Genomic DNA, 15,675 nt, shown 5'->3' on the forward strand with positions numbered 1-15,675 from the left:
AAAACGCGCGCTGAAAATCAGCCCTGCGCCAGGACCGACACCGGCTGCCACTGCTCCCATGTCGCCAGCCGGCCCTCATAGTCGGCCTTGGCCAGCTGCAGGGGCAACTCACCGAAGAACACCCGTAGCGGCGGGTTTTCGGCGTCGACGATCTTGAGCACCGCGTCTGCGGAGGCCTTGGGGTCACCGGGCTTGGAGCTGCGCTGCTGGCGGGCGCGCTGCGCGGCGGCGCGGGCCTCGTCGTAATCGGCAAGCGGGGCAGCGTGTCTGGCCGAGGATCCGGCCCAGTCGGTGGAGAACCCGCCCGGCTCGATCAGCGTCACATGCACACCGAAGGGTGCGACCTCCTGGGCCAGCGACTGCGAGAACCCTTCCAGCGCCCACTTCGACGCGTGGTACATCCCGACCAGGGGGAATGCGGTGATACCACCGATCGAGGACACCTGGATGATGTGCCCGCTGCCCTGGGCGCGCAGGTAGGGAAGCGCGGCCTGGGTGACCCACAGGGCACCGAAGACGTTCGTCTCGATCTGATCGCGGGCGTCGGCCTCCGACAGTTCCTCGATGAAGCCGAACTGTCCGTAGCCGGCATTGTTGACGACGACGTCCAGCCGGCCGAAGTGGTCGTGCGCCTGATTGACCGCGGCGAAGTCCGCCTCGCGGTCGGTGACGTCCAACCGGAGCGGCAGGAGTGCGTCGCCGTACTTGTCGGCCAGGTCGGCCAGCGTCGCGGTGTCGCGGGCCGTGGCGGCCACCTTGTCGCCCCGGTCGAGGGCGGCGATTGCCCACTCACGGCCGAAGCCTCTCGATGCACCGGTGATGAACCACACTTTTTCGCTCATGATCAGGTTCAAGGCGCCCCGCCGAGCACCAATTCCCGGTCGCAGGAAGTTCACAGGGATCGGTACGGGTACCGTCGGCGACGTGAGTCGCGCGAGCCTGGAGAAGAACCCCCACGAAGTGGCATCGATGTTCGATGCCGTGGCACGGCGTTACGACCTCACGAACACGGTGCTCTCGCTCGGGCAGGACCGGTTCTGGCGCCGGCAGACGCGGGCAGCACTCGGTATCGGGCCCGGCGACAAGGTGCTGGACCTGGCCGCGGGCACCGCGGTGTCGACGGTCGAGCTGGCCTCATCGGGTGCGTGGTGCGTGGCCGCGGACTTCTCGGTGGGCATGCTCGCCGCCGGGGCCTCACGCCCCGTGCCGAAGGTGGGCGCCGACGCCACCCGGCTGCCGTTCGCCGACGGGGTGTTCGACGCGGTCACCATCAGCTTCGGGCTGCGCAACGTTGTCGACCATGTGGCAGGGCTACGCGAGATGGCCCGGGTGACGCGGCCCGGTGGCCGACTGGTGGTGTGCGAGTTCTCGACGCCGACCAATGGTGCGTTCGCCACGCTCTACAAGGAATATCTGATGCAGGCGCTGCCGCGGATGGCCACCGCGGTGTCGAGCAACCCGGACGCCTATGTGTACCTGGCCGAGTCGATCCGGGCCTGGCCGGATCAGGACGAGCTGGCACGCCGCATCGCCGATGCCGGGTGGTCACAGGTCAAGTGGCGCAACCTGACTGGTGGCATCGTCGCTTTGCACGCGGCGACGAAGCCGTCTACCTGAGCACCCGGGGCCCCTGACCTCCGCCGAAACGGCATTCCGGCAGGATTTATTCGAGTAACTAGCTGCTGGAATGCCGTTTCGGCGTGGATAAAGCCCGGCTGACCACAGCGAACCGACGTAGGGAGCGCCGATCGCGAGCGCTGACCACGGTTCCGGTCAGCTCGGCCGCCACTGGATGCTGCATGGCCCGGATCGCCCGGTGCGGCACGGCCTGTGGCCACCAGTCCGTCGGCGCGAACATCTGCCGGCGAAACGGTTCGAAGTGCTCGCCCGCCGACAACTGGGAGCGGCATGCGTTCTCGAAGTACGTGCAGAACCCGGGCCAGCTGGCCGGCATCGGGCGGGTGGAGATGCCGTAGCGCCGGTACCACGCGCAGCACTCCTGGTAGAGCTGCTCGTGTTCGTCGTCGTCCAGCTTCCGGATGAAGGTATTCACCATCATCACAAGGCTTTCCACGTAGGTGGCGTGCTGGAAGTGGAACACGTCGGGGTTCAGCGCGTGGTACTTGTTCCCGGCCGGGTCGCGGCCCTTGACGTCTTCGTGCGCGAACCGGATGTACGGCCGCATGTCGACGTTGGAGTGGGCGATTCTGATCGCCTGCGTCACAGTGCGTTTGTGGTGCAGCCAGACTCGTCGGTGCAACAGCGCATGCTGCGTGATTCCGGTGGCGATCGTCGGATGTAGAGACTGCAGGCACACCGCACGAGGCAGCGTGAACAGGAACCGCCGATCCTCGAGGTAGCGCCACAGCTGCGTGTCCGGGCCGAGTCCGGCTGCCACCTCGCTCAGATCAGGGCCTTCTTACGGCGGATCCGTCGACGCAGATCCTTCATCAGCACGGCATAGTTGCCGTTGCGCAGCGACTTCGGCAGGAAGCGGTTGACGAACGCCACGAACAGAAAGAGATGTTCGAAGCGACGGCGGTCGGTGTCGGTCCACTCGAGTTCCATCGCGTCGCGGAACACCGGCGCCAGGAACCCGATGGTCAAGAACCGCAGCAGTGGTGCCAGCATCTTCCGCATCGGCCAGTTGATCATCCGCAGTTCCACCAGAACCATGAGGTAATCCCGGACGAACGGCGTCATCTCGACGCGTTCGCATGCGGTGTTCCAGTACGCATCGAAGTCCGCCCGGGTGGCCGGCCACATCTCCTCGAGGACCTGCAGGGTGGTGCCGATGGTCATCGCGCTCTGATAGAAGGTTTCGGCCTGCTCCTCGGTCATGGTCCCGTACAGAAGCTGATGGGTGTCCTCGTAGAAGATGAAAAGGCAGGCGGCCACCCATAACTGCAGTTCTCGGTTGAACGCGTTGTACTTGACCGGACTGTCCTCGGTGGACCGCACCTGCCGGTGCGCAACGTTGACGGCCTCCCGGTAGGCGTTCTTCTCCTCGTCGGTGCCGAGGATCGCGACGGTCAGGTATTGCGCGGTGGTGCGCAGCCGCTTCCATGGGTGGTGCACCAAACTTCCGGATTCCACCCGGCTTTCGGCGACGCCGTAGCCGACTTCGGGCCAGCTCATCTGCATGATGACGTTGGCCGCCGCCCCGGCGGCCGACCAGAAGTCCAGCGCGTCGGAGAGGTCGACCTCCTTCTTTCTGATCCACCGCGGCACCCGTTGCGTGACGGTGATGCGGGTGTCGGCGATGGTCAGCCGCGGCTCGGCGGCCAGGTCCACGTACGTCGCTGGCATGGGACTCCTTCCGGGGGCGAACAGGGCGAATGGTGCGGTTACACGGTCTGCACGTCGTCGACGATCCAGCGGTCGCCGCTCCGCACGAGCTTGGCCACCATCCGGTACTTCTGGTTACTGCCTTGTGGCGCTGTGACATTGGTGACGTGCTGATCGACGAAGGCGACGACGGTCGCCGTGTCGCCGTCGAGCGAGTCGACGACCACATGATCGGCCGTGGCGGTCGCGACGCCCTTGCTGGTCACCACGATGTCGCGAAGCGCCTTGACCATCTCGTCGTACTTGGCCGCGAACCCGGAGGTGGAATTGGCGACGATGTGCTCGCGGTTGGCGTCCATCTTCTGGTAGTCGAACGCGGCCATCGCCACCAGATAGTCCCGCGACATCGTCACCGCCTGGGCGCGCAGCGCGTCGTCGCGGCGGTGGTGGTACTCGCCGATCGACAACACCACCAGTGCGGCCGTGGCGGCGACGGCCAGCAGCGCGACCACGCCCGTTACGACCCGGCGCTTGAGCCGACCGGACGGGGTGGGCTCGGAGTCCTCGGAACCGGTCTCGTCGGCTTCAAGGTCCTCGGAATCGTCGGAGCGTTTCTCCAATGTCAGTACCGATTCGCTGCGATCTTCGTCGATGCAGTCGTCGTCGGATTTGCTCACTGCGGGCCACCTTTCAGGATGCTGCGCCATTTGTAGGCCAGCTGAGCCAGGGTCGGGATCTTGACCGGGTCGTTGACCACCTCGGGTCCGATCGGATACCCAGGGGTCTGTGAGTTCTGCAAGCCGAGGTCGTTGGGCCGGGGTGCGTTGACCGCGCCCCGCATCAGCATGTCGGGTGCGGGCGGGCAGTACATCACCAGGTTGGGTTCGGTGGGACTCACATCGCCGATGGCCCGCCGGTCGACGTCGTAATTACAGACCGGCCCCTGGGTGGCGATCAACGAGAAATCCGCCCGGGTCTGGCCGGTGGCGTCGACCTTGACGATCGACGTCAGATCCTGCAGGCCTTTCGGGATCGTGGACAGCCCGGTCTGCAGCGAATCGGTGCGGTCGCCGATGATCGGGGTAACGGTCGCCAGGTTGGCAAGCGTGGCGCCGAAGGTGCCCTGATAGGTATCCAGCACCCGCTGCAGGGATTTCAGCGCGGCCGGTGACCGGTCGGTCAGGTACAGGAACGCCGGGCCGCTGCCGTCGAGTTGGTTGGCCAGCCGCGCACTCGCTGCCATACCCCGAACGAACGGGTCACCCTGGCCGGCCATGGTGGTGACCAATGCTGCGGTGCCCTCGACCAGTGGCTGCAGTTGGCCGGTCTGGCTGCGGATGCGGGTGGACATGTCCGACGCGTTGTCGATCAGCATGGCCAGGTCAGGGCCCAGCCCTTCGAAGGCGTTCGACAATTCCGTGCCGACGTCCCGAACTGCCTGGGTGTCAATGCCTTTCACCAGTTGCGCGGTGTCACCCATGATTCGGTCCATCTGGACCGGTTGACGGTCGGACGGTGCGGCGATGGTGTCCCCGGACGCCAGGTACGGGCCGGCGTCGGACTGGGGCATGATGTCCACGCTCTGGATGCCTGCGGCCGTACCCATGCCGACGGTCAGGATCGCGTCGCGCGGGATCCTGGTGTCGGGGTCGATTGCCAGCCGCACCATGGCGGTGCCGTCGGGGGCCAGCCAGACGTCGTCGACGGTGCCGACCTGTACCCCGCGCACGGTGACGCTGGTGCCTGCGGTCAGGCCGAATGCGTCGGTCATCGTGGCGGTCAGGGTCATCGGAGTTCGAAACCCTTGCGGCCCGGCCACATACCGGATACCGAACGGGATGACGACTGCGGCGATCACCGCGAAGATCGCCAGCTGAACCACTACCAGGCGTCTCAATTCAGACCTCCCGACAAGAACCCCTCCAGCGCCACGTCCCCGGTGATCGGGGTGCCGTTGACGATCAGCCCTCCGGTCAGCAGTTTGTCGATGGTGCCCGGAATGTCCAGGGCGCCATCGAACATCAGGTAGTCGCCGTGTACCGAGTTTCCGAACTTCTCCAGGAAGCCGTTCATCGAATTGAGCATTCCGCCGAGCCGGTCGTTGAAGGCACCCATCGTCTGCACGACCGTGCCGGCATCGGTCACCATGGCACTGAGGTCGGTCGAGGACAGCACACTGTTGGCGGTGGCGGCCAGCGCGGTGGTCGAGGAGAACAGCGTCTGCAGCTTGGCGCGCTGCACATCGAGCATCGCCACCACCTTGGGTACCGCGTCGAGGTAGCCGGCCACGGTCTTCTGCTCGTGGCCGAACTGTCCGGTGATGTTGGCTGCCAGGCGCATTGCCTGGTCGAATTCGCCCTGGTGCTCTGAGGCCTTGGCGGCCAGCATGGACATCGAGTCGATCAGGCCGCGCACCTTGTCCGCCCGCCCGCCGAACGCCTTGTCCAGTTCGGTGACGATGGTGGCCAACTGGTCGACGCCGCTGCGGCTCAGCAGGGCCCCGAAGGTGGCGAGCGCGCTTTCGATCTGCGGCCCGAGCTCGGTGTGGCTGGGCGGGATCACGTCGCCGTCGCGCAGCGCACGCTGTGGCGCCTGTGGCGCACTGCTGAGCCGGACGAACGGATTGCCAAGGGCCGAGGGCAGTTCGACGCTGGCCACGGTGCCGGAATCCAGTCCGTCGGAGTCGGCCAGGCTCAGTTGCACCGAGGCTCCCGAGGCGGCCAGGCTCATCCCGCTGACCCGGCCCACGACCTTCTGCCCGTTGCGGACGTCGGCGCCGATGGTGATCCCGTCGGCCGTCGGCAGTACCACCGTGACCGCCAGAGTGTCGGTGGGGGAGGTGCGACCCAGCGGAAGGTCCTGGATACCGATATCGCCCAACGCCCATACGGCGGTTGCGGCCACGACCACCGCACAGCAAGTGGCGGCGCCCCGGAGAGTGGGCTTGCGCATGGGTCTAGGCATGACCGTTCACCTCGGGTACTTCGGGTTCGGCGCCGGGGCGTTGCCGGTGACGGCGGAGACGATGCCCAGCGGGTCGGATCGGCTGATCGGGTAGGAGATCGGGTTGGTGATCCCGGCACCCACGCACATCGGCAACATGTTGCGGTCGCAGAAATTTTGGGCCGCGGCGAACTGGGTCAGGACCGTGGACACGTTGAGCCGGATCCGGCCGCGCCGGTCCTGGCCGACGGTGTTGGACAGGTTCTGCATCATCAGCGGCACCAGGTCCATGAACTCGGCCAACTGGGGTTGCTTGGCGGTCAGCACATCACCGACGGCGTTGAGGTTGGCCGCGATGGTGCCGAGGTCGTCGCCGTGCTGGGTGACGAAGGTGTCGACCTGGTCGAGCACCACCTTGAGATCGGCCATGGGCTGGGCGATGTCGACGTTGGCGTCGGCCCAGCTGCCGCCGACCTGGCCGAGTTCGTCGACCATCTGGTTCAGCGACACCTGCCGCTGATTGAACGCGGCCATCAGCGTGCTGAGGTTGTCCACCACCGCGCCGATGTCCTCGGCCCGGGCGCCCAGCACGCCACTGGCCGCGCTCAGGTTGCGCATCGCGGAGTTGAACAGCTTGCCCTGATCCCGCCACTGGTCGGCGCCGCGGGTCAGTACCGCACCGATGTCGCCCTGCTCGGGCCCGATCGCCGAGGTCAGTGTGCTCAGGCTGCCGAGCATGCTGTCGAAGGTGATCGGGGAGTGACTGTGGTCGGCTCCGATGACGTGCCCGTCGGCCAGGGTGGGTCCCGTTCCGTTGTAGGCCGGGCCGAGTTCGACACTGCGGTCACTGATCAGTGCCGGGCTCACCACATAGGCGTCGGGTTCGGCGGGCAGTACGACGTCGTCGGGCAGGGTCATGGTGACCCGCACCGTGGTGCCCTGGGGCGTCACCGCGGTGACCCTGCCCACCGGCACCCCGAGCACGGTGACCTTGCTTCCCGGATAGATGCCGTTGATGTAGCCGAAGTCGGCATGCACGGTGCGGGCCCGGTCGGTGCGGCCGAACACGTACCAGCCACCGGCGCCCAGGCAAAGGGTGACGATGAGCAGCATCGAGATCTGTCGCTTCACCGGCACTCCCGCTGAACATTGAGGAAGCACAACAGGTTGTCGGGCATCACCACGGACGGTGAGTTCACGTCGGCCCAGTTGCCGTTGCCGGTGGAGTTGGTGACTGCACGGATCGCCGGTGGCATTTTGAGCAGGGTCTGGTCGATCTTGTCCACATTGGCTTTCAGGGTTCCGGTGACCGCAGTGAGGCCGGCGATCAAATTGCCGAAATCGGCTTGCTTCTCGGTGTAGATCGCGGCCAGGTGTTGCATGATCGCGGTCAGGTTGGTGACGATGTCGGTCAGGGCCTGGCGGCGCGCGGCCAGCGAGGCCACGATGTACTGCGCGTTGGCCGCGGTGTCGGCCAGTGAATCCGTCTGGTGCGACAGCATTTCGGCCATCGAGCGGCTGATCCGGAGGATCTCGTCGATCTTGTCGCCGTTGGCGGCGAAGGCGGAACTGGCGGCGCTGATTCCGGCCAGCGCTTGGCCGAGCTCGGTGCTGTTGCCGGGCATGGTGTCGGCCAGGGTGTTCATCATCGCTGTCAGCGGCTGCGGGTCGACGTGCTCGGCGGTGTCGGCGGCCTTGCGCCCGACTTCGTCGAGGCTGTAGGGAACTGTGGTGCGCGACAACGGGATAACGTTGGAATCCAAACCATTGATCGTCCCTGCCGGCATGACGTCGAGGAACCGCTTGCCCAGTACGGTGCGCAACCGCACCGTGACGGTGGTGCGGTTGCCGAGGGCCTGCGCCTTGTCCAGCCGGAAGCCGACCCGCACGCGGTCACCGGCCAATGCCACATCTTCCACGCGCCCGGCCGGTACCCCGGCGACGTACACCGGGTCGCCACCGGAAAGGCCGCTGGCATTGGCCAGTTCGGCCACATACGCGTTGGTCCGCACGTGGTAGACCGCCCGGGGGATCCCGATCGAGACGACCATGATGGAGATCAGGGTGACCGTGCCGATCATGCCCAGTGCCAAGGGGATTGACGGGTTGTGCTTGCGCTGATCTTTGACGAAGAGGAAGATCACCGCGCCGACGAAGAGGTCGATCAGTTTGACGAGGAACATCTACAGACACACCTCGGAATGTCTGCTGCCGAAGATGTTGGCTTCGTGGCTGCGGATCTTGAGGGTGAAGTTGCACAGGTACAGGCTGACGAACCCGCCGTAGCTGGAGGTCCGGTTGATCGCATCACCGAACTCCGGCAGCCGGGCCAGCAGCGTGGTGAATTCGTCGGTGTTGGGCTGCCACGTCTGCAGCATGGTGTTGAGGTTGGTGATGGTGTCTCCGTACGCGGCGCTGGAGTTGTCGACCGTGTTGGCCAGGGTGGCCAGCACGGCGTTGCCCTGGTCGATCAGCGTCTCGAACTGCCGGTCACCGGAGGTCACCGCGGCGCTGAGCCGGTTGAGCCCGCTGAGCATCTGTTCCAGTTGGGGCTGGCGGCTGTTCATGGTGCGCATCAGGGTCGACATGTTGTCGATCAGCTGGGTAAAAATTGCGGAGTTCCCGGTCAGATTGGAAGTCATCGCGGCGATCTGGGTCAGCAGCGTCGTCAAGGTCTGCGCCTGGCCGCTGAAGGTCTCGACGAATCCCCGGGTGAGGGTGTTGACCTGTTCTGGTGCCAGCGCGTCGAACAGCGGCTTGAAACCGTTGAGCAGTGCGGTCAGATCCACCGCGGGCGAGGTTTGGGCCAGTGGGATCACTCCTCCGGCGGCCAGTCGCGCGGGCGGTTCGCCGGTGGAGACGTCCATGATGGCGCCACCGGGGTCGGACAGCGCCACATAGCGGGCCCCGAGCATGTCGCCGTAGCGCACCGCCGCGGTGACATTGCTTGTCAGGGTGAAATCGGAGTTGACCTCGATGTCGACGTCGGCCCGGCTGGTGCCGTCGGGATTGGGCGCGAACCGGATCGAATCCACGCGCCCGATCCGAATGCCGTTCATGCTCACCGGGTTTCCGACATTGAGTCCCTCGACGCTGGTGAACTGCGCCTGGTAGGTCACGGTGCTACCGCGGACCGGAACCGACAGGGTGTTGATCACCAACACCGCGCTCAGTACACCCGCAGTGCAGAACGCGCCCAGTCTGGCCCACGACTGCCACCGACCGTTGCGGTTCATGAGACCTGCACTTCCGTGCCGCGCACCAGCGGGCCCAGCATCAGCACCGTGGCGATGTTCGGCTGCGCCGACGGACCGCCGGCCGGGGGCACCAGTTCGTCCTGCAACACGGCCAGGGCGTGGGCCTGGCCGTCGGCGTCGACGACTGCGGAGGCGGGTGCGGCACCCGGAACCGCCTCGGCGGGAAGCGGTCCGGGTTCGGTGGGGATGGGTGCCGACTGCGGCAGCCCGGGCCCAGGCGGCAGGAACGAGTGCGTCGGCATATGCGGTGCGGGGGCGGCAAATGGGTTGACCGGGAGGTCGGCGGCGGGTCGGGACAGGATGTCCTCCGGCTGCGTCGGCACCTCGCCCGACGGTGCGGATTCGGCGCACCGGGCGCCTCCCGTGTTGCCGTACACCGGACAGTCCTGCAGCGAGTACGGCATCGGCCCGGCGAACGTCGCTACGGCGGTGATGTTGAACTTGCCCGTCGCGAACACCTTGGCGCCGGCCTCCCCGAACGACTGCGCGCCGGCCAGGGTGTCGACCAGCCCCAGGGGTTGGGCGGCGGTGGTCGCCATGATCTTGCCTGCCGAGTCGACGACGGTGATCAACTGTTCGCGATGGTCGGACAGGAATGCGGTGAGCACCGAGGAGAACCGGGCGAAACCGTCCAGCGCCGAGGCGAACTTCTTCTGGTCGTCGACCATCCGGTTGGACACCGACGTCGCCGCCGACAGTGTGGAGATGATGTCGGGGGTAGCGGTGTTCAGCGACGCCATCACGTCCCGGAATTGCGGTGTGGTGTCGAGGAACCGCACCAGCGACGGAGTCAGCACCTGGGCGCTCGCGCTCAGGTTGTCGATCGTGGTGCCCAACTCGGTACCGCGGTTGCGCAGGGACTGGCTGATCGCGGTGAGGGCGGTCTGCATGCGCTCGGGTTTGATCTGCGAGAACAGGTCGACGATCTTGGTGAACACGTCGTAGAGCGCCATCGCATCGGGACTGTCGTCGATCGCCACGGTGTCACCTGGCTTCAGCCCGGTGGTCGCCCGGTTACCTTGGGGGTCGACGAGTTGCAGGTAGATGTCGCCGAAGAAGGTGCGGGGCACGATCCGCGCGACGGCCGAGGACGGGATGATGCCGAGACTGTCGGGTTCGATGGCCAGCCGGACCCGGGAGGTACGGGTGCCCGACTCGATGTCGGCGATGCGTCCGACGTTGACACCGTGGTAGCGCACCGGGGATCCCCCGGTGATCAGCCCGGCCGACACCGGGACGCCGACGAACACATCGGAACTGCGTTCCAGATGTCCCGACGCCCTGGCCACCAGGGCGGAGGCCACTGCTGCCGCCACGGTGGCGGCGGCCAGGCCACGCAGCGCCAGTCGGGCCCGGCCGGGCTCGGTGCGGCGCTTCACATTCCCATCCCGGGGATCTCGGGGACCAGGCCCCACAGCGCGAAGGTCAGCAGCACGTCGAGGATGCCGACCGCCAGGATCGCGGTGCGCAGTGCGCGGCCCGCGGCCTGCCCCACCCCGGCCGGCCCGCCCGAGGCGAAGTAGCCGTAGGTGCAGTGCACCAGGGCCACCACGATGGCGAAGACGATCGCCTTGATCCCAGAGTAGAGCAGATCGCGCGGGCCCAGGGCGAGGTGGAAGAAGTAGTCGTAGGTGCCGGGGGAGGCACCGTTGAAGATCACCACCACGGTGCGGGTGGACAGATAACTCGCCAGCAGCCCGATCATGTAGATCGGGATGACGCAGACCACGGAGGCCAGCACGCGGGTGCCCACCAGGTAGGGGATGGAACGCAGTGCCATGGCGTCGATGGCGTCGATCTCGTCGGAGATCCGCATGGCCCCGATCTGGGCGGTGAAGCCCGTCCCGACCTTGGCGGCCAACGCGATTGCCACGACGACGGGTGCGAGTTCGCGGGTGTTGGCGATCGCCGCGAGCATGCCTGACAGCGTGTTCATCCCCACCAGATCCAGGCCGCGCTGGGTCTCGACTCCCAGCATCATGGCCGCAGCCAGAGACATCGCGAACACGATGCCGATGGTCCCGCCGCCGGACAGCAGAGAGCTGGTGCCAAACGTGACCTCGCCGATCTGGCCGAGGGTGTGCTTGCGGTAGCGCACCAGGGCATACGGCAGGGAGCCCAGGACCTTGGCGTAGAACGTGACGTGCTGGCCGGCCACCGCGAGCGCGTCGTACCCGGCGACTGCGGGGCGCGAAATCCGGTGCAGGGCAGCACTGCTGGTAAGTGCGGTCATCGGTAACTGCCCACGGCCGGAACCACGACGGTATACAGCGCCGACATGGTGGTGTTGAGGATGAAGACCAGGGCGAAGGCCAGCACCACGGCCTCGTTCACCGCGTTGGCCACCCCGCCGGCGCCGCCCTTGGTGTGCAGGCCCTTGAAGGTGGCGACCAGGGTCGCGGTGAGTCCGAACACCGCTGACTTGATCAGTGCCATCACGAAATCCGACACCTGGCCGTACTGGCTGAACGTGGCCAGGAAAGTTCCGGCCGGCAGGTGCTGCACGCTGATGTGGTACAGGTAGCACGCCATCACGCCGCCGAAGGTGACGATCGCGCACAGGGCCAGGGCCACGATGACGGCGGCGACCAGTCGCGGTGCCACGAGCCGCTCGATCACGTCCAGGCCCATGACCTCCATCGCGTCGATCTCTTCGCGGATGGTGCGAGATCCCAGATCGGTACAGATCGCCGATCCGGCCACACCGGCCATCATCAAGGCGCACACCAGGGCCGCGGCCTGACCGACGATGATGAACGCCACCACCGCGCCGGAATAGCCGCCGGCACCGATGCGCCCCGCCAGCTCACCGACCGACACAGCGATGAACACGCCGATGGGCATCATCAGCAGCAGGGCCGGCCCGGTGCACACCCGGCCGATGAACAAGGTCTGGTTGACGACCTCGTCGAGCACCAGGCGCCGGCGTACCACTGCGGTGACGACGCTGACCAGAGCCTGCACCGAGAAGCCGAGTACGTGGCCGCCCTGGATCAGGACGTCCCGAACGGGGCCCTTGGACGCTGGTAGCTCGTAGGTCATCGAGTTCCTTCCGCGCTTGTCGTGGCATGCGCGGGGCTGCCGGCGATACCGGCTGTGTTGAGCATCGTTCTGACCCCCCGGCCGCATGTGGAGCATGTCACATTTCGGGACGCCGCCGCAAGGATTAAGTGAACGACGATTCTCGAGCTGATCTAACCTATCTCCTCAGGTATAGAGCGGTTATGAGTGCAGGCTTGTGACTACAGCCTCGAATCGATGCCGCTCAAATTCGCTCGGCGTGTCGGATCGGCTTTCCGTGAGAATCGGCATTAACTTATCGGCCACGGGGATTGCCGAGCTTAGGTGGTATCGGTATGGCTGGTGGGGTCGGGAAGCGTCACATTTCACGAAGGTCGTTTCTGGCCGGAACGGCCACGGCGGGGGTGGCCGCCGCGGCGCTGAGCGGGCCGGCAACCGCGCGCGCAGCTCCCGGGTCCACGGTCGCGATATTCGGTGCCGGGGTGGCCGGCCTGACCGCCGCCCACGAGCTGGCCGAGCGTGGGTACCGGGTCACGGTGTTCGAGCGAAAAGCCTTGGGCGGCAAGGCGCGATCGATCCCGGCGCCGTCGCCGTCGGGCAGCGCGCTACCGGCCGAACACGGCTTCCGGTTCTTCCCGGGCTTCTACCGCAACGTCACCGACACCATGCGTCGTATCCCGTTCGCCGGCAACACCTTCGGCGTATGGCAGAACCTGACCCGGGCCACGTCATATCTGCATTCGGGGCTGGGGCGGGCGGATCTGACCATTCCGCTGCCCTTTCCGATCCCGACGCTGCCCAACCCCATCACCCCGAAGGCGTTCACCGAGTCGGTGGCCGCGGTGTTCCAGACGCTGTTCCGGTTGCCGCCGTTGGAGGCGGTGTACGCCGCGCAGAAGCTCGCGGTCTACGTCACCAGCTGCGACGAGCGCAAGCTCGGTCAGTGGGACAACATGACCTGGGAGAAATACATCGGGGCGGACCACAAGAGCAAGGAGTACAACCGCTACCTGGCCGACGGCATCATCCGGAATCTGGCCGCCTCCAAGTCCAAGGACGCCAGCGCGCATTCGATCGGGCTGGTCGGTGAGGCCTCGGTGTGGTCGATCCTGCTGCTGGGCAACGATATCGACAACAAGGGATTCGACCGGGTGCTCAACGGACCCACCAGCCTGCAGTGGATCGATCCCTGGGTGGCGCACCTGCAATCGCTGGGGGTGACGTTCCGGCTCGGCCAGGCGCTGGCCCGCCTGACCCCGAACGGTCGTCACATCGCCTCGGCCACAGTGGTGGACGGCAACGGGGTGGCCCAACCTGTGGTCGCAGACTGGTACATCTCTGCCGTGCCCTGCGAGAAGCTCGCGGCGGTACTCACTCCCGACGTGGTCGCCGCCGATCCCAAGCTCGCCTCGGTGGCGGCGTTACGCACCGAGTGGATGAACGGGCTGATGTTCTTTCTGCGCGAGCGCGTCGACGTCACCAAGGGGCACGTCAACTACGTCGACTCCGGATGGGGGCTCACCTCCATCAGCGAGGCCCAGTTCTGGAAGCGGCCACTGACGTCCTATGGGGACGGCACCGTCAAAGACTGTCTGTCGGCGATCATCTCGGACTGGAGCACGCAGGGAAATTTCAACGGGCTCAGTGCCAGGCAGTGCACTCCGCCGCAGATTGCCGCCGAGGCCTGGGCGCAGATCAAGGCGCACCTCAACGACACCAGCATCGTGGTCACCGACGCGATGGTGCATTCGTGGTTCCTCGACCCGTCGATCATCGACTCGGGCACGCCCAACGTGCGCAACGACGAACCGCTGTTCATCCAGGACCCGGGTTCGTGGGCGCGCCGGCCCGAGGCTGTCACCGGGATCGACAACCTGTTCCTGGCCGGCGAGTGGATCAAGACCGACCAGAACGTCACCACGATGGAGGGCGCCAACGAGGGCGGACGCTACGCCGCCAACGGGGTGCTGATGGCGTCGGGTTATCAGGGGCCGAAGGTCAACGTTCTCGGGTTGTTCCAGGCGCCGTGGTGGGCCCCGTTCAAGGCCGCCGACAAGGCGCGATACCGGGCCAGGTTGCCCCACGCGTTCGACATCGTCGACACCCGATGGCCGACCTGACCCCCCCTTACTGAAAACAATTACCAATAACCCTACGATAGGCCGGTGACCTCGACCGGATCCGTACCCGTGCTCGCGGTCGCCGGGCACTTGGGCGCCGGCAAGACCACGCTGCTCAACCACCTGCTGCGCAATAGTCGCGGCGTCCGCATCGGGGCGCTGGTCAACGACTTCGGGGCGGTCAACATCGACGCCATGCTGGTGGCCGGGCAGGTCGACGCGATGGCGTCGCTGTCCAACGGATGCATCTGCTGTGCGGTCGACGGGGAAGAAGTGGGCGAGATGCTCGGCAAGCTCGCGGCCGTCAAACCGCGGCTCGATCTCATCGTGGTGGAGGCCAGCGGTGTGGCCGAACCGGCCTCTCTGGCCCGCACCATCGTCACCGTCGACGATCCCCGCTTCCATTACGCCGGCCTGGTTCTGGTTCTCGACGGCCTGCAACCCGACCTGAGTCACGGGCTGCCGGTCGCCGATCTGGTGGTGCTCAACAAGGCGTCCTCGTGCGCCGACGCCGACGGTCTGCTCGCACAGATCCGCGAGTTCAGTCCCCGGGTTCCGGTGTTGCCCACCGACTTTGCCCGTGTCGACCCCGAATTGCTGATCGATCCACCTGAGCGGACGCCCCAGGCCCAGCTGTCGTTCGACGAGCTGCTGCACGAGCAGCACGATCACGAGCATCCCGAGTATCAGAGTGTGGAGTTCCGCACCGATGCCGCGGTCAACCCACGCTTGTTCATGGAGTTCCTGCGAGACCGCCCCGAAGGGCTCTACCGTGCCAAGGGTTTCGTCGACTTCGGCGCTCAGCGCTTCCTGCTGCAGCTCGTCGGCAGCTCGCTGCGATTCGAGAAGCGGCGTGGGGCGGCCACCGAGTTGGTGCTGATCGGCACCGGGATGGACCCTGCGGCGGTACTGGCCGGGCTGCAGCGGTGCACCGGTGAGCCGGCCGACGAGAACGCGATGCTCGGGGTGCTCAAGTACGTGGTGTAGCTGGTGTCGGCGGTTTCTCGTCCGGCTATCCTGGCCGCTCACCCGAATTCAAGGAGCCG

Annotated in this window: 15 protein-coding genes; 3 read left to right on the forward strand and 12 right to left on the reverse strand. The window is 66.3% G+C overall.

Annotation, left to right across the window (positions count from 1 at the left end; genetic code table 11):
- Positions 1-17: 17 nt before the first annotated feature.
- A complete protein-coding gene (locus ACZY08_RS08720) occupies positions 18-842 on the reverse strand; it encodes an SDR family oxidoreductase (RefSeq protein WP_463745210.1) in 825 nt (274 codons plus the stop codon).
- 82 nt (positions 843-924) lie between these two features.
- Between ACZY08_RS08720 and ACZY08_RS08725 the strand changes: the two genes are divergently transcribed.
- A complete protein-coding gene (locus tag ACZY08_RS08725; RefSeq protein ID WP_463745209.1) occupies positions 925-1,617 on the forward strand; it encodes a demethylmenaquinone methyltransferase in 693 nt (230 codons plus the stop codon).
- 58 nt (positions 1,618-1,675) lie between these two features.
- Here ACZY08_RS08725 and ACZY08_RS08730 read toward each other — a convergent pair whose 3' ends face one another.
- From ACZY08_RS08730 to ACZY08_RS08780, 11 genes are read right to left on the reverse strand one after another with little or no spacing between them, the layout of a single operon-like run.
- Positions 1,676-2,398 (reverse strand): oxygenase MpaB family protein, encoded by a 723-nt coding sequence (locus tag ACZY08_RS08730; protein ID WP_463745208.1) that lies wholly within the window; start codon positions 2,396-2,398, stop codon positions 1,676-1,678.
- A gap of 5 nt (positions 2,399-2,403) precedes the next feature.
- Complete coding sequence (locus ACZY08_RS08735; protein ID WP_463745207.1) at positions 2,404-3,309, reverse strand: oxygenase MpaB family protein; 906 nt, start codon at positions 3,307-3,309, stop codon at positions 2,404-2,406.
- A 38-nt stretch (positions 3,310-3,347) separates the two neighbouring features.
- Positions 3,348-3,965, reverse strand: coding sequence for a mce associated protein mas1a (locus ACZY08_RS08740; RefSeq protein WP_463745206.1), 618 nt, complete (start codon positions 3,963-3,965; stop codon positions 3,348-3,350).
- On the reverse strand, positions 3,962-5,185 hold the full coding sequence (locus ACZY08_RS08745) for an MlaD family protein (protein ID WP_463745205.1): 1,224 nt from the start codon (positions 5,183-5,185) through the stop codon (positions 3,962-3,964). Before ACZY08_RS08745 ends, ACZY08_RS08740 begins: the two co-directional genes overlap by 4 nt.
- Positions 5,182-6,252 carry an MlaD family protein gene (locus ACZY08_RS08750; RefSeq protein WP_463745204.1) on the reverse strand — a complete coding sequence of 357 codons (1,071 nt, stop codon included), beginning with the start codon at positions 6,250-6,252 and terminating at the stop codon, positions 5,182-5,184. Before ACZY08_RS08750 ends, ACZY08_RS08745 begins: the two co-directional genes overlap by 4 nt.
- Positions 6,253-6,258: 6 nt before the next feature.
- A complete protein-coding gene (locus ACZY08_RS08755) occupies positions 6,259-7,344 on the reverse strand; it encodes an MCE family protein (protein WP_463745314.1) in 1,086 nt (361 codons plus the stop codon).
- A 14-nt stretch (positions 7,345-7,358) separates the two neighbouring features.
- Positions 7,359-8,414 carry an MCE family protein gene (locus ACZY08_RS08760; RefSeq protein WP_463745203.1) on the reverse strand — a complete coding sequence of 352 codons (1,056 nt, stop codon included), beginning with the start codon at positions 8,412-8,414 and terminating at the stop codon, positions 7,359-7,361.
- The gene (locus ACZY08_RS08765) at positions 8,415-9,467 is read right to left on the reverse strand and encodes an MlaD family protein (protein WP_463745202.1); all 1,053 of its coding nucleotides are present in this window, start codon (positions 9,465-9,467) and stop codon (positions 8,415-8,417) included. It lies immediately after the preceding gene.
- On the reverse strand, positions 9,464-10,867 hold the full coding sequence (locus tag ACZY08_RS08770; RefSeq protein ID WP_463745201.1) for an MCE family protein: 1,404 nt from the start codon (positions 10,865-10,867) through the stop codon (positions 9,464-9,466). The genes ACZY08_RS08765 and ACZY08_RS08770 overlap by 4 nt, the downstream gene beginning before the upstream one ends.
- Positions 10,864-11,721, reverse strand: a complete 858-nt coding sequence (locus ACZY08_RS08775) for an MlaE family ABC transporter permease (RefSeq protein WP_463745200.1) — start codon at positions 11,719-11,721, stop codon at positions 10,864-10,866. Before ACZY08_RS08775 ends, ACZY08_RS08770 begins: the two co-directional genes overlap by 4 nt.
- Complete coding sequence (locus ACZY08_RS08780; RefSeq protein WP_463745199.1) at positions 11,718-12,530, reverse strand: MlaE family ABC transporter permease; 813 nt, start codon at positions 12,528-12,530, stop codon at positions 11,718-11,720. Before ACZY08_RS08780 ends, ACZY08_RS08775 begins: the two co-directional genes overlap by 4 nt.
- A 314-nt stretch (positions 12,531-12,844) precedes the next feature.
- Here ACZY08_RS08780 and ACZY08_RS08785 point away from each other — a divergent pair, with 314 nt between their 5' ends.
- Together ACZY08_RS08785 and ACZY08_RS08790 are read left to right on the forward strand one after the other, a co-directional pair.
- Positions 12,845-14,629, forward strand: coding sequence for a hydroxysqualene dehydroxylase (locus tag ACZY08_RS08785; RefSeq protein WP_463745198.1), 1,785 nt, complete (start codon positions 12,845-12,847; stop codon positions 14,627-14,629).
- 45 nt (positions 14,630-14,674) lie between these two features.
- On the forward strand, positions 14,675-15,616 hold the full coding sequence (locus tag ACZY08_RS08790) for a CobW family GTP-binding protein (RefSeq protein WP_463745197.1): 942 nt from the start codon (positions 14,675-14,677) through the stop codon (positions 15,614-15,616).
- The last annotated feature ends 59 nt before the right edge of the window (positions 15,617-15,675 follow it).

The organism is Mycobacterium sp. IDUB_9 (genome assembly GCF_055419505.1).

Excerpts from the sequence above, each read along its gene's own strand:
- ACZY08_RS08720 (WP_463745210.1), bottom strand. The coding sequence starts at position 842 with ATGAGCGAAAAAGTGTGGTTCATCACCGGTGCATCGAGAGGCTTCGGC.
- ACZY08_RS08735 (WP_463745207.1), bottom strand. The coding sequence starts at position 3,309 with ATGCCAGCGACGTACGTGGACCTGGCCGCCGAGCCGCGGCTGACCATC.
- ACZY08_RS08750 (WP_463745204.1), bottom strand. The coding sequence starts at position 6,252 with ATGCCTAGACCCATGCGCAAGCCCACTCTCCGGGGCGCCGCCACTTGC.
- ACZY08_RS08755 (WP_463745314.1), bottom strand. The coding sequence starts at position 7,344 with ATGCTGCTCATCGTCACCCTTTGCCTGGGCGCCGGTGGCTGGTACGTG.
- ACZY08_RS08760 (WP_463745203.1), bottom strand. The coding sequence starts at position 8,414 with ATGTTCCTCGTCAAACTGATCGACCTCTTCGTCGGCGCGGTGATCTTC.
- ACZY08_RS08765 (WP_463745202.1), bottom strand. The coding sequence starts at position 9,467 with ATGAACCGCAACGGTCGGTGGCAGTCGTGGGCCAGACTGGGCGCGTTC.
- ACZY08_RS08775 (WP_463745200.1), bottom strand. The coding sequence starts at position 11,721 with ATGACCGCACTTACCAGCAGTGCTGCCCTGCACCGGATTTCGCGCCCC.
- ACZY08_RS08780 (WP_463745199.1), bottom strand. The coding sequence starts at position 12,530 with ATGACCTACGAGCTACCAGCGTCCAAGGGCCCCGTTCGGGACGTCCTG.
- ACZY08_RS08785 (WP_463745198.1), top strand. The coding sequence starts at position 12,845 with ATGGCTGGTGGGGTCGGGAAGCGTCACATTTCACGAAGGTCGTTTCTG.